General features: G+C 70.9%; 11 protein-coding genes. 6 read left to right on the top strand and 5 right to left on the bottom strand.

All coding sequences use genetic code 11. From position 1 onward, the window contains the following. Positions 1–331: 331 nt before the first annotated feature. A complete protein-coding gene (locus AB0M26_RS10970) occupies positions 332–1,357 on the bottom strand; it encodes a PHP domain-containing protein (RefSeq protein ID WP_365257983.1) in 1,026 nt (341 codons plus the stop codon). Positions 1,358–1,370: 13 nt separating this feature from the next. After that, positions 1,371–2,120, bottom strand: coding sequence for an ANTAR domain-containing protein (locus AB0M26_RS10965; protein ID WP_365257980.1), 750 nt, complete (start codon positions 2,118–2,120; stop codon positions 1,371–1,373). A gap of 228 nt (positions 2,121–2,348) precedes the next feature. Here AB0M26_RS10965 and AB0M26_RS10960 point away from each other — a divergent pair, with 228 nt between their 5' ends. Then, the gene (locus AB0M26_RS10960; protein ID WP_365257977.1) at positions 2,349–4,244 is read left to right on the top strand and encodes a glycoside hydrolase family 15 protein; all 1,896 of its coding nucleotides are present in this window, start codon (positions 2,349–2,351) and stop codon (positions 4,242–4,244) included. A 294-nt stretch (positions 4,245–4,538) separates the two neighbouring features. Here AB0M26_RS10960 and AB0M26_RS10955 read toward each other — a convergent pair whose 3' ends face one another. Beyond that, positions 4,539–7,139 carry a LuxR C-terminal-related transcriptional regulator gene (locus AB0M26_RS10955; RefSeq protein WP_365257974.1) on the bottom strand — a complete coding sequence of 867 codons (2,601 nt, stop codon included), beginning with the start codon at positions 7,137–7,139 and terminating at the stop codon, positions 4,539–4,541. A 204-nt stretch (positions 7,140–7,343) separates the two neighbouring features. Here AB0M26_RS10955 and AB0M26_RS10950 point away from each other — a divergent pair, with 204 nt between their 5' ends. After that, a complete protein-coding gene (locus AB0M26_RS10950; protein ID WP_365258223.1) occupies positions 7,344–7,754 on the top strand; it encodes an SHOCT domain-containing protein in 411 nt (136 codons plus the stop codon). A 117-nt stretch (positions 7,755–7,871) separates the two neighbouring features. Continuing rightward, a complete protein-coding gene (locus tag AB0M26_RS10945) occupies positions 7,872–8,240 on the top strand; it encodes a hypothetical protein (protein WP_365258220.1) in 369 nt (122 codons plus the stop codon). A gap of 69 nt (positions 8,241–8,309) precedes the next feature. Here the strand turns inward: AB0M26_RS10945 and ligD are convergent, their stop codons facing one another. Continuing rightward, positions 8,310–9,314, bottom strand: coding sequence for a non-homologous end-joining DNA ligase (gene ligD, locus AB0M26_RS10940; RefSeq protein ID WP_365257971.1), 1,005 nt, complete (start codon positions 9,312–9,314; stop codon positions 8,310–8,312). A 115-nt stretch (positions 9,315–9,429) separates the two neighbouring features. On the opposite strand from ligD, the gene AB0M26_RS10935 reads away from it, so the two are divergent. The 3 genes from AB0M26_RS10935 to gndA all read left to right on the top strand — a co-directional run bounded on the left by AB0M26_RS10935 (position 9,430) and on the right by gndA (position 12,633). Beyond that, on the top strand, positions 9,430–10,491 hold the full coding sequence (locus tag AB0M26_RS10935; RefSeq protein ID WP_365257968.1) for an ATP-dependent DNA ligase: 1,062 nt from the start codon (positions 9,430–9,432) through the stop codon (positions 10,489–10,491). 120 nt (positions 10,492–10,611) lie between these two features. After that, positions 10,612–11,085, top strand: coding sequence for a DUF5709 domain-containing protein (locus tag AB0M26_RS10930; protein ID WP_365257965.1), 474 nt, complete (start codon positions 10,612–10,614; stop codon positions 11,083–11,085). 102 nt (positions 11,086–11,187) lie between these two features. After that, complete coding sequence (gene gndA, locus AB0M26_RS10925; protein ID WP_365257962.1) at positions 11,188–12,633, top strand: NADP-dependent phosphogluconate dehydrogenase; 1,446 nt, start codon at positions 11,188–11,190, stop codon at positions 12,631–12,633. A 103-nt stretch (positions 12,634–12,736) separates the two neighbouring features. Here the strand turns inward: gndA and AB0M26_RS10920 are convergent, their stop codons facing one another. Beyond that, on the bottom strand, positions 12,737–13,750 hold the full coding sequence (locus AB0M26_RS10920; RefSeq protein WP_365257959.1) for an LCP family protein: 1,014 nt from the start codon (positions 13,748–13,750) through the stop codon (positions 12,737–12,739). Positions 13,751–13,833: the final 83 nt, after the last annotated feature.

The following is a 13,833-nucleotide window of genomic DNA, read 5'->3' as shown; positions in this document are numbered from 1 at the left end:
GGGCTCGGCGGACCGTCGGGTCGTCGTTCTGAGACGGAAAAAAGCTCCTGTCCCGGCCAGGAGCGGGCAGCAGGGGGGTGCGCCTGGAGCGGGTCCCGTGATGCAGCGGGAGGGCCCTCGCCATGACCGCGGGTCGTCTCCGCCGGCCGGGACAGGAGTCGTGCGGGCATGGGAGCTGTCGCCGATGCCTTTCCAAGCTGATCACATCTGCTGTCCACGCAGGGGAGAAACATGGCTGTACATCAGGGATTCGCCCGACATGGTGATAACGACCGGCAATTGTACGAATCGCTGAAACGGTGTCACAGCGCCGGGGCGCCGTGGATCCGTCTCACCCGCGGGACGGGGCCTCGCGGGTATGCGTCCACGTCAACAGCCCTTGTTCCGCCCAGGTGTTGATGATTTGCTCGGTCGGGACGCCGCACTCGGCCGCCCTCGTGCAGCCGTTCATCTGCCAGTCGAGCTGTCCCGGTGCGTGCGCGTCACTGTCGATCGCGAAGAACACGCCGGCGTCGACGGCCTGCCGCAGGAGTCGGCGGGGCGGATCCAAGCGCTCCGGGCGGCAGTTGATCTCCACCGCCGTCCCGGACTCCGCACAGGCGGCGAACACCGCGTCCGCGTCGAACTGCGACTCCGGCCGGCTGCTGCGCAGGCGTCCGGTGCAGTGCCCCAGGACGTCGACGAGCGGATTGCGGACCGCCGCGATCATGCGCCGCGTCATGTACGGGCGTTCCATGCGGAGTTTGGAGTGCACCGAGGCCACCACCAGATCGAGCCGGTCGAGCAGTTCCGGCTCCTGGTCGAGGGTGCCGTCGGCGAGAATGTCGACCTCGATGCCGGTCAGCAGCCGGAACGGGGCGAGTTCGTCGTTCAGTGCCTCGACAACGTCGAGTTGCTCGCGCAGCCGGTCGGGCGAGAGACCGCGGGCGACGGTCAGTCGGGGCGAGTGGTCCGTCAGCACCGCCCAGTCGTGGCCGAGTTCGGCCGCTGTCCGGGCCATCACGTCGATCGGGCTGCCGCCGTCCGACCAGTCCGAGTGCACATGGCAGTCGCCGCGGAGCGCCGCGCGCAGCTCGGCCGCGCCCGCGGGCGACGGCTCCCGCCCGCTCTCCGCCTCCAGCTTCGCGAGGTAGTCCGGCACCTCTCCGCGCAACGCTTCCCGTACGACCTTGGCGGTCTTCGGCCCCACGCCCTTGAGGGACTCCAGCGCGCCGGTCCTGGCGCGCCGTTCCACCTCCTCGGCGGGGAGTTCGGCGAGGACCCCCGAGGCCGTACGGAAGGCGCGGACCCGGTACGTGGGGGCTCCGGAGCGTTCGAGGAGGAACGCGATCCGGTCGAGGGCGGCCACCGGCTCCATCCCACACCACCTCCTACGGGCGGGCCGCGCCCGCGAAGTCCGCGGGGCCCAGCTCGGCCGGGTTCTGTCCCGTCGAGACGACGTGCAGGGCGATCTCGCGCAGCTTGACGTTGAGGCTCTGTGACGCGCGCACCAGCATGCCGAAGGCCTCGCGCGAGGTCACCCGGTGGCGCTCCATGAGGATGCCGGTCGCCTCCCCGATGACCTGGCGGCTGGCCACGGCGTTGGAGAGGTTCTCGATCGCGGTCGCGGCGGAGAGTGCCATCGCGGCGTGGGTCGCCAGGACGGCCATGGTCTTGGCGGTCTCCACGCCGAAGGCTCCCGGCTCTGCCGCGAGGAGGTTGAGGCGGCCCGACACGTCCCGCTCCTCCACGAGGCGGCAGCTCAGCATGGAGGCGACGCCCAGGCGGGCCGCCTCGCACGCGAACCTGGGCCAGCGCCGCTCGGCGGACATGTCCTCGATCCTGACCACCGGCTCGGCGAGGCCGCGATCGGAGTCCGGGTTCGGGATGCAGGGCCCTTCGCCGGTCTCGGTCTGGGCGAGGTCCACGGCCGGTACCAGGGGATGGGTGTAGGCGGGGCTCTCCAAGGGCTTGCCGCGCCGCAGCAGGGTGACACCGGCGTACTGGGCGCCGTCCGCGGTGGTCGCAGCGAGCTCCGTGATCTCCTGCAGGACCTGGTCGCGTGAGGGCTGCCCGTGCAGGGCCTCCGCCATGGCAGCGAACGCCTCCGACAACCACAGTGCGGACTCGGCGTCGCCCATCCCGGAACCTCCTCATCGAGAACCGGACATCAAGCTTGTTCAGTGCAAATTACCCAATAGATCACATTTTGCTCTGCATGGAGGCGGGGAGTCCGGCCCGGGACCCTCACGAAGGACGAACGGCCACGGGTACGGGGGATGCCCCGCAGTGCCGGCAGCCGGTCCGGTCGCCGATCTCACCCCTCGCGGGTGATGCCGTGGCACGCCCCGCGTGGCGACGGTAAGCGCATGGACGACTACCCGCTGATCGCCGATCACGGTCTGATCGGGGACCTGCAGACGGCCGCGCTGGTGTCCACGGACGGGACAATCGACTGGTACTGCTGCCCCCGCTTCGACTCTCCCAGCCTCTTCGGCGCTCTGCTCGACCGGAAGAACGGCGGCCACTTCCAGGTGCGCCCCGTCCAGGACGAGTACTCCGTCAAGCAGCTCTACCACCCCAACACCGCCATCCTCATCACCCGTTTCATGACCGAGGACGGCGCCGGGGAGGTGGTCGACTTCATGCCGGTCTCCGAGGGGACCACGGCCACCCGGAACCACCGGATCGTCCGCATGCTGCGCTGTGTGCGGGGCCAGATGGAGTTCGCGGTGGAGATCGAACCGAGGTTCGACTACGGCCGCAAGCCGCACCAGATCCACGGCTTCGAGCGCGGCGCGGTCTTCTCCGGCGACGGCATGGAGCTGACCGTTCACACCGTGCGGGAGCCCGAGGACTCGCGCCCCGCCCGGATCAGCCGCGTCGAGACCGGGGGCGGAGGCGGCGTCCACGCCTGGCTCCCCCTCAAGGCCGGTCAGCAGCGCGGGCTGGTGCTGGAGTCCTTCGCGGACGGCCCGCCCCGAGAGATCGGCACGGCGGAATTCCAGAAGCTCTTCGACGACACCGTCCATTACTGGCGGAACTGGCTGGGCCGTTCGCAGTACACCGGCCGCTGGCGGGAGGCCGTGGAGCGGTCGGCGATCACGCTGAAGCTCATGACGTACGCGCCCAGTGGTGCGCTGGTGGCCGCGCCGACGGCGGGGCTGCCCGAGCAACTCGGCGGCGAGCGGAACTGGGACTACCGGTACACCTGGATCCGCGACGCCTCCTTCTCCGTCTACGCGCTGCTCAAGCTGGGCTTCACCGAGGAGGCCGGGGTCTTCATCGGCTGGCTGCGGGACCGGGTCTCGGAGAAGGCCGGGGGCAAGGAAGGCCCGCTGAGCATCATGTACCGGGTCGACGGCTCCTCGGACCTGACCGAGGACGTGCTCGAGCACTGGGAGGGCTACCGCGGATCCCGCCCCGTACGGATCGGCAACGGAGCGGCCGACCAGCTCCAGCTCGACATCTACGGCGAGGCGCTGGACAGCATCTACTTCGCCGACCAGCGCGGCATCCAGCTCGACCACAAGGCGTGGATCTCGCTCGGCACCATCATCGACTGGCTGGCCGAGCACTGGGACCAGGCCGACGAGGGCATCTGGGAGACCCGCGGCGGCCGCCAGGACTTCACCTACGGACGGCTCATGTCCTGGGTGGCCTTCGACCGGGCGGTCCGGCTGTCCATGGAACGCGGCCGTCCTGCGTCCCTGGAACGCTGGATCACCGAACGCGATCTGATCTACCAGCAGATCATGGAGCGGGGCTGGAATCCCGAACGGCATGCGTTCGTGCAGCACTACGGGAGTGACGTGCTGGACTCCTCCCTGCTGCGGATGTCCACCGTCGGCTTCCTCGCCCCGCATGACCCGATGTGGCTCTCCACGCTCACGGCCATGGACGAGGAACTGGTCTCCGACAGCCTGGTCTACCGCTACAACCCGTCCGCCTCGCCCGACGGTCTGCGCGGTGCCGAAGGAACCTTTTCCCTCTGCACCTTCTACTACGTCGACGCGCTGGCCCGGGCGGGCCGGCTGGACCAGGCGCGACTCGCCTTCGAGAAGATGCTCACCTATGCGAACCACCTCGGGATGTTCTCCGAGGAGGTCGCCCTCACGGGTGAGCAACTGGGCAACTTCCCGCAGGCGTTCACGCACTTGGGGCTGATCGACGCCGCGATCACGCTCGACGCGATGCTCAACCGGGCCGAGCGGAGCGGAATCACGGTCGGCCCGCGCGCGACATCACCTCCGCAGGCCGCATGAGACATCACCTCCGCAGGCCGCACGAGGCGGCTCGGATCCACCGCGCAGGACGGGATCGGATCCACCGCGCAGGACGGGATCGGATCCACCGCGCAGGAAGGACGGCTCGGATCCACCGCGCAGGACGGGCTCGGCGCTCGGACCCGTACGCCCGCACCCCAGATCCGTCCCGCACCCCAGATCCGTACGCCCCCGCTGACCCGGACCCGTACGCCCGGGCCGTACGCCCGCGCCCGGGCCCGTACCGTCGCGGACCGCAACGACGCCGTGGGGTGCGGTGCACCTCGACGACCGTTACAGCAACCCCTGTTCGCGGGCCGCGGCGACGGCGTCGCGGCGGCTGCCCACCTGCAACTTCCGGTAAATGCTGCGCAGATGGGTCTTCAACGTGTTGACGGAGACGAACAGATCCCCCGCGATCTCCTCCAGCGTGCGGAGTGAGGGGAGCTGCTGAAGAAGGGCAGTCTCCCGCGGTGTCAGGGTCACGGCCGCGGCGGTCTCCCCGCCGTTGCGCATGATCCGCAGCACCTCGGTCGCGAACGGTTCGAGCGGCCCGGTTCCCGGCAGCGAGCGGACGAGCAGCCTGCGCAGGCCCGGGGCCGACACCCGGAAAGGCCGCAATGCCCGGCGGGGCCCGGCGAGCGCCACCGCCTCACGCAGCGCGTGCGCGGCGCGGGGCTCCTCGCCGTACGTCGCGCACAGACGGGCCTCCAGCAGCCACGCCTCGATGAGCGTGCTGACGACGATCGGTTCGGTCGATCCGTCCAGCGCCCGTCGCAGCGCCGACCGCGCCGCCTCGCCCTGCCCCCGGGCCGCCAGGACCGCCGATTCGAGGACGGTGGTCTCCGCGCTGCCGTCCAGCCGGACTCGGGCCCGCTCCAGGGCCTCAACCGCCCAGGGGTGACGGCCGGAGGCCAGCGCCATCTCGACCTCCGCCACCGCGCCGAACGCGGCCAGCTCCGGCATCAGCGGCCGGTCCGCGCAACCCGCCCAGGCGCGGCGGAGGTCGAGCAGACCCTGGTGCCGTTCGCCGCGCTCGTAGGCGGTGACCGCGCCGACCATATGTGCCCCGAACTCCATGCTGGGATCAGCCTGCCCGCGGACGGACTGCCGCGCCAGCCGCGAATAGCGCTCCGCGAGAGCGGAGTCCGCCTGCTGCAACTCGGCCCAGGCGGCGGCCTCATAGGCCGGAGCGCACAGCGCCGTCCGCTCCCAGCCGCGCGCGAGGGCGAACTCCGCGGCCTCCTCGCCGAGGTGCGCGGCACGCGCGAAGCTGCACTCCGCGGCCGCCACAGCGGCCAGGCAACTCATGCACTGAGCGGTGAGATGGTCCAGGCCCCGCCGTACGGCGATGGCGAGCGCGGACTCCAGGTCGGACTTGCCCTGCCCCAGGTGCCCCAGCTCGACCTGGACCATCCCGCGGTCGGCCATCGCAAGCGCTGACAGGTCGTCACCGTCCAGCGGGCCCAGGGAAATCCGTTCCGCGATGTGCAGTGCCTCCGACAGACTGCCGTCCATCCGTGCCCGTTTGAGCCGTGCGATCTGACGCAGCGCCCGTACGCGGGGATCGGCGGGGTGCGGATCCGTCCGTGCGTGCAGGGCGAGTTGGCGGCTGCCGCTGACGATGTCGCCCGCGTCCAGGTCGGCCAGGGCGGCGGCCAGCAGCAGCCCCGGCTCGGTGACCATGGCCGGCTCCGGCAGCTCCGCGAGCAGCCGCCGTACGGCCCCGCCCCGGCCGGCCAGCACCAGCCCGGTGCCGTGCTGCTCCATCAGCGTCGAGGCGCGGGCGAGATCGGATGCGGCGATGGCCTGCCGTACGGCTTCGACGGGCAGCTCGTGCGCGTCGTACCAGTCCGACGCGATGCGGTGCAACTCGGGCACCGTGCCGGGGTGGCGGCGCCGCAGCTCCGCGTACAGATGGCTGCGCAGCAGCGGGTGGTAACGGTGCCAGGCACCGCCGGGGCCCGACCGGCTGATCAGGACGTTGCCCCGGTAGAGCCGGTCGAGCGCCGCTGCCGCGTCGCCCCGTCCGGTGAGGGCGTCGGCCAGTTCCGCGGAGAGCCGCTCGCAGACGCTGGTGAAGAGCAGGAACTCCCGCTCCGCGGGCGTACTCCGGGAAAGGCTCTCGCCCGCCAGGTAGTCGGCCACGCCGCGCTCGTCGCCGGAGAAACCTTCGACGAAGGCGCTCGGGTCGGGAGCCAGGCGCATCGACACCGCGGCGAGCCGGATCCCGGCCGGCCACCCCTCGGTGAGCCGCATGAGCCGGGCCAGGTCGCGCGGAGCCGGATCCAGCCCGTATTCCCGCAGGAGCTGGGCGGTCTCCGCGTCGGTGAAGCGGAGCGCCTCCTCGCGTATCTCGTGCAGCAGGCAGGCGAGCCGGAGGCGGTAGAGCTGGAGCGGCGGGTCGCGGCGGGAGGCCAGGACCAGGCGCAGCCAAGCGGGCTGGTGTCGGATCAGCAGTTCGAGACCGTGCAGGGCCAGCGGGTCGGTCAGGGCCTCGAGCCCGTCGAGTACGAGCACGACCCGGCTCTGCACCTCGGCGGCCGCGATGTCGCCGGGCGGTACGGCGAGCGAGGCGAGCGCGGACTCCTGGACGGTCCCGGTCGCCAGCAGCGCCGACCGCACGGCATGCCAGAGGTGGCGGGGGTCGTTGTCGTCGCTGTCGATGCGGACCCAGGCCGCGGGGGAGCGGGCGTTGAGAACCCATGCGGAGAGCAGCATGGTCTTGCCGTAGCCGGCGGGCGCGCAGACCAGTGTGACGGGCTGGGGGGCCGCGGCATCGAGGGCGGCGTGCAACCGCTCCCGGGCGATCAAGGTGGGAGCCGTCCCGGGAACCGTGATCTTCTCCGACGGAATCCGCACCCCCGTGGAGCGCGGACCACGTCTTTCGCCCATAAGGCCAGCGTATGGCGGCTTTCACGGGCCCTCAACTCGGACCGGACGGCGCCGTCGCACCTGGTTCCAGGCGCCCCGACCGGGTCCTCCACGGCCCCCCCGGCCCCCTCCCGGGCCGGTCCGGCGACTTCACCCCTGACGGGTGAGGACCCGGCGCCCCTGTTCGCTGACGCTGTGATCGGAGACGAGTGGCAGGAGGAGAAGATGGACGGCTTCGTGTACCTCGCCTACGACTATCCGGTCCTCGGTCTCTTCTGGACCGTGTTGTGGTTCTTCCTATGGGTTCTGTGGCTCGTCGTACTGTTCCGGGTCATCACCGACATCTTCCGTGACCGGGACATGAACGGCTGGGCCAAGACCGCCTGGCTGCTGTTCGTCCTCGTCGTGCCCTTCCTCGGTGCGCTGGTGTACGTGATCGCGCGGGGCCAGGAGATGGGCATTCGCGAAGCACAGCACGCCCAGGAGCAACGGAAGGCCTTCGACGAGTACGTGAGGGAGGCCGCAGGACGCGGTCCGAGCACCGCAGAGGAACTGGCGAAACTCTCCGAACTCAAGGCCGGGGGCGTGATCTCGGATGAGGACTACGCCCGAGCCAAGGAACGGATCCTGAGCTGATCCGACTCTCCCGGACCTCTCGGACCCATCTGGAATCGAGGTAGCACCATGAGCGGAACGACCGAAGGCCGCACCGCCGCTCCCGGCCCTCCCCGGCATGAGGCTCAGCGCCAGGGGATGGCCGCCGGCCTGGTGGTGTTCGCCGCAGTCATGCTGATCCTCACCGGCCTGCTCGGTGTCTTCCGGGGCATCATGGGCATCGCCGAGGACGACATTTTCGTCAGCACCCCGAACTACGTGTTCGAATTCGACGTCACGGGGTGGGGGTGGCTCCACCTGATCCTCGGGGCGCTGGCCGTCCTCGTCGGATTCGGTCTCTTCACCGGTGCACTCTGGGCCCGCATCGGCGGTGTTGCGCTGGCGGGGCTGGCGCTGATCGTCAACTTCCTGTCCATCCCCTACTACCCGTTCTGGGCGATCGTGCTGATGGCCCTGGACGCCTTCATCATCTGGGCGCTGTGCGTGGCCAGAAGGCCTCAGTTCTGACAGACATGTCCCGGATCCGCCGGCCCGGCCGCGCCGCTCAGTGCTTGGCGCGGCCGGGCTGTACGCGCCTCAGTGCTTGGCGCGGCTGGGCTGTACGCGCTTGGGCTCGCCCTTCATCTTCGGGTGCTCCGGCGGGTAGGGGAGGTCGCCCAGCCCGTGCTCCCGCTCGTCCCGGTTGGCCAGTTCGAGCGCGGCGTCCAGACGGAACGCGTGGTCGTCCATGTCGGCGTGCACATCGCCGACTTCGGCGTACCGCACCGGCATGGATGCCAGGTCGAAATCCTCGGGGCGCGAGTCCGGCAGCTCCTCCCACAGCAGCGGCGCCGACACCGTGGCCTGCGGCTTGGGGCGGACCGAGTACGCGCTGGCGACCGTCCGGTCCCGGGCCGTCTGGTTGTAGTCCACGAAGATCTTTTCCCCGCGCTCCTCCTTCCACCAGGAGGTCGTGATCCGCTCCGGGGCGCGCCGCTCCAGCTCCCGCGCAACGGCGATGGCGGACCGCCGCACCTGGGTGAACGTCCAGGCGGGCTCGATGGGCACGAAGACGTGCAGACCGCGGCCGCCGGACGTCTTCGGCCAGCCGCGCAGGCCCAGCCCGTCCAGGACGTCGCGCAGCTCCTCCGCGGCCCGCAGCGCGTCGCCGTAGTCCGTACCCGGCTGCGGGTCGAGGTCGATACGCAGTTCGTCGGGGTGCTCGGTGTCCTCACGCCGCACCGGCCAGGGGTGGAAGGTCAGACAGCCGAGGTTCGCGGCCCACACGACGGCAGCCTGTTCGGTGGGGCAGATCTCGTCCGCGTACCGCCCGCTCGGGAAGGCGATGCGGCCGGTGGGGATCCAGTCCGGGAGGTTCTTCGGGGCGCGCTTCTGGAAGAACGATTCGCCTTCTACGCCGTCCGGGTAGCGCTCCATGGTCGTCGGCCGGTCGCGCAGCGCACGCAGAATGCCGTCGCCGACCGCCATGTAGTAGCGCGCGAGGTCGAGCTTGGTGAATCCCCGCTCGGGAAAGTACACCTTGTTGGGGTTGGACAGCCGCACCGAGCGATCGCCCACCGTGAGCTCAACCGTCTCTCGCATAGGGCCACGCTAGGCCCGGACCCGGCCTGCCGCACCCGGCCGAGGGCCCGGAATTCCGGGGCGGACGGCCGTTCCGGCGGGCGCACGCCCGGCGCGGGGACCACAATGAGGAGGCATGGACCTTCCGGTGATGCCTCCGGTCAAGCCGATGCTGGCCAAGTCGGCGGCGAAGATCCCGACCGGCATGCGTTACGAAGCCAAGTGGGACGGCTTCCGCGCCATCGTGTTCCGTGACGGCGACGAGGTGGAGATCGGCAGCCGCACCGGCAAGCCGCTCACCCGCTACTTCCCCGAGCTGGTCACCGCGTTCCGCGAGAACCTGCCGCCCCGCTGCGTCATCGACGGCGAGATCGTGATCATCAGCGGAGGGCGACTGGAGTTCGACCCGCTCCTGGAGCGCATCCACCCCGCCGACTCCCGCGTACGGATGCTCGCCGGGACCACCCCCGCCAGCTTCGTCGCCTTCGATCTGCTGGCACTCGGCGACACCTCCCTCATGGACTCCCCGTTCACCGAGCGACGGGAGGCGCTGGCCCTGGCCCTGCGCGACGCCGCGGACCCGGTGTTCACCGCCCCGGTCACCGACGACCACGAAGTCGCCCGGCAGTGGTTCCAGCAGTACGAGGGCGCGGGCCTGGACGGTGTCATCGCCAAGCGGCCCGACCTCGGCTACCGCCCCGACGAACGCGTCATGGTGAAGGTCAAGCACGAGCGCACCGCCGACTGCGTCGTGGCGGGGCTGAGGCTGCACAAGTCGGGTCCGGTCGTCGGTTCCCTGCTCCTCGGCCTCAACGACGCGTCCGGCCGGCTCCAGCACGTGGGTGTCTGCGCGGCCTTCTCGATGCGCCGCCGCGAGGAGCTCATGGCCGAACTGGAGCCGCTGCGCATGCCGACTGTCGAGGGCCACCCCTGGGCGGAGTGGGCACAGGAGGAGGCGCACGCGAACAGCCGCATGCCCGGAGCGCCCAGCCGGTGGACCGGGACGAAGGACCTGTCCTGGGTGCCCCTGCGCCCCGAGCGGGTCTGCGAAGTGGCGTACGACCACATGCAGGGGGACCGCTTCCGGCACACCGCCCAGTTCCGCCGCTGGCGCCCCGACCGCGAGCCGGAGTCGTGCACGTACGCTCAGCTCGAGGAGCCGGTCGGCTACGACCTGGGGGATGTTCTGGGCTCCTAGAGCCGCCGCATCCGTGGTGGTCCCGGCCCCCCGCCTTGGCCCCCGAGCCGGACTGAGCCATGCTGGAAGGGGAACGCGGGCACCCATCCGGAAGGCGGCGACAAGTCAGCGAGGCCGACGATGAGCGACAGCATGATGGGTGACGAGGTCTACCAGCCGGACGGTTCGGAGCAGCAGGACGACGTCAGTCTCCTGGAGCCCGAGGACACCCTCGACGCGCGCGACGTGCCCGAGGTCTACGAGGAGGGCTACTCCCCGCCCGAGCGTCCGTGGGCCGTCGAGACCTGCGGCACGACGGCCGGTGAGCAGCACGACGGGGAGAGCCTCGAAGGCCGTCTGGCCCGGGAGATGCCGGACCTGGGCGCGCCCGACGGCGACGGTGTCGGGGACGTGCCCGGCGGTGAGGGAGAGCTGCTGGACCAGGAGGTCGGGGTGGCGCGAGCGGGCCGGCTCGTGGCCCCCGACGAGGGAGCGCACTCGGACGAGGAGAAGGATCTCGTCGCGCAGGACATCGGCATCGACGGCGCGGCCGCGTCCGCGGAGGAGGCGGCGGTGCACGTGGTCAACTCCGAGGAGCCCGACGAGTTGTGGTGAGGGGCCGTCGCGCTCCGTCTGAGTGCCGCGCACCATACTCCCGTATCAAGAGTCCGAACAGCCGCTGCTCGCACCGGCATCATTGATCTACGGAGTTGACACATGTCCACAGCGTCGGCACACATCGGCGTCACCGGCCTGGCCGTGATGGGTCGCAATCTGGCCCGGAACTTCGCGCGCCACGGTCACGTCGTGGCCGTCCACAACCGCACTCCCTCCCGGACCCGCAGCCTGGTGGAGGAGTTCGGTCACGAGGGGACCTTCGTGCCGGCGGAGACCGCCGAGGATTTCGTGGCCTCCCTGGAGAGGCCCCGGCGCCTGGTCATCATGGTGAAGGCGGGTGGCCCCACGGATGCGGTCATCGAGGAGTTCGCGCCCCTGCTCGAACCCGGCGACATGATCATCGACGGCGGGAACGCCCACTTCGAGGACACCCGGCGCCGTGAGGCCGCCCTGCGCGAGCGCGGCATCCACTTCGTCGGCACCGGCATCTCCGGTGGCGAGGAAGGCGCGTTGCACGGCCCCAGCATCATGCCCGGCGGCTCGAAGGAGTCCTACGCAGCGCTGGGTCCGCTGCTGGAGGACATCGCCGCGAAGGCCAAGGACGGCACCCCCTGCTGCACCCACGTCGGCGCGGACGGCGCGGGCCATTTCGTGAAGATGGTGCACAACGGCATCGAGTACGCCGACATGCAGCTGATCGCCGAGGCCTACGACCTGCTGCGGCACGTGGCCGGTTACGAGCCCGCGCAGATCGCCGAGACGTTCCGCACCTGGAACACCGGGCGCCTCGACTCCTACCTCATCGAGATCACCACCGAGGTCCTGGCCCACACCGACGCCGAGACCGGAAAGCCGTTCGTGGACGTCGTCGAGGACCGGGCCGAGCAGAAGGGCACCGGCCGCTGGACCGTCCAGAACGCCCTCGACCTCGGCGTCCCCGTCTCCGGCATCGCCGAGGCGGTCTTCGCCCGTTCGCTGTCCGGCCATGCGGAGCTGCGCGAGGCCGCCCGTGCACTGCCCGGCCCTTCCCGCACCGCGCTGGGCGAGCAGGGCGGCGACGCCTTCGCCGCCCACGTCGAGCAGGCGCTCTACGCCTCCAAGGTCGTCTCGTACGCCCAGGGCTGGAACATGATCAGCGCGGCCGGCCGGGAGTACGGCTGGGACATCGACCTCGGCGGCGTGGCCGCCATCTGGCGCGGCGGCTGCATCATCCGGGCCGCCTTCCTCGACCGCATCCGAGCCGCTTTCGCCGCCCGGCCCAACCTGCCCACCCTGCTGGCCGACAAGGAGTTCGCCGAGGAGATCGGCAACGCCCAGGAGGCATGGCGGGCCGTCGTCTCCACCGCGGCCGCCCGCGGCATCCCCACGCCGGGCTTCTCGGCGGCGCTCGCGTACTACGACGCGCTGCGTGCCGAGCGCCTGCCCGCGGCCCTGACCCAGGGGCAGCGCGACTACTTCGGCGCGCACACCTACCGGCGTACCGACCGCGAGGGCAGCTTCCACACGCTCTGGGGCGGTGACCGGACCGAGAAGCCCGCGGACTGAGCACCCGCGGACTGAGGCGCCGCTCCTTCTCCGCTTCGGAGATGCCCCGCGGCCCGCACCGGGCCGCGGGGCGCCCGCGTGTTCGTACGAGTGCGGGCTCCGGCTACTGCACGACGGGCCTCAGCCGGTCGACCGAGTGCTCGGTGACGTAGTCGTCCATCGTCCCCTCGCGCAGGGCTTTCCACAGCGCGGACGCCTCCCGGCCGTCGAGCAGGACGACCGACTGACCCCGGATCATGTCCGTGCGCGCCACCGGGGCGTTCAAGAAGGTCATGCGTGAGGCGCGCAGGCTTCGTGCGTCCCAGAGCAGGTCTCGCAGCCCGTCGTCGGAGAGGCGGTCGTCCACGCTCACGCTCTCGGTCAGCCGGTCCAGCAGGTGTTTGGTCCGCAGGGGGTGCGAGGCGTTGTCGCCGGAGAGCACCTTGGACAGCACGGCCCGCAGATAGTTCTGCTGGCGGTGGGTGCGGTCGAGGTCGCCGCGCGGCAGATCGTGGCGCTCGCGGACGTAGGCGAGTGCCTGGTCGCCGTTCATGTGCCGCGCCGGGGCTCCGCCGACGGACAGATCGACCCCGCCCACCGCGTCGGTGAGCTTTCGGAACCCGCTCCAGTCGATCACCGCGAGGTGGTCGACACGGACCTTCGTCAGGCGCTGCACACTGTCGATCAGCAGGGGCGGACCGCCCCAGGAGAACGCCGCGTTGAGCTTCGCCTCGCCCCGGCCCGGCACGGTCGTCCAGGTGTCCCGCGGCAGGGACACCACATAGGCCGTGGATCCCTTCGACGGCAGATGCACCAGCATCATGGTGTCGCTGCGCTGCGCCCCGGGTTTCCATGGCGGTGCCTTGGCGTCCGTCCCGGTGGTCGGCAGCTGGGAGCGGGAGTCGACCCCGACGAGCAGGAAGTTCTGCCCGCCCTTGTTCGGGGCCGGCCGCTGCCCCGGCGGTACGTCGGTGGGGAAGGCGTGCGGAACGCGGTTCACCCTGCCCGTGTAGTGCTCGACCGCCCACCACCCCGTACCGCCCGCCATCAGTACTCCGGCGCAGAGGAGGATCAGCGCTCCCCACAGCGCCCTTCGGGCTCTCCGTCTGCCGCTTCTGTCCCCGCCCCTGTCGCTCATCAGTGCCCCCCACTGTTCGCGTTCGTGTCTCCCCGGCCGCAAGTGGCCGCGGATGAACGTGTTCTACGCCGACCACGGCCGCG

Source organism: Streptomyces sp. NPDC051776 (genome assembly GCF_040681345.1).
Taxonomy (GTDB): domain Bacteria; phylum Actinomycetota; class Actinomycetes; order Streptomycetales; family Streptomycetaceae; genus Streptomyces.
This window is presented reverse-complemented; position numbering and strand designations above follow the sequence as displayed.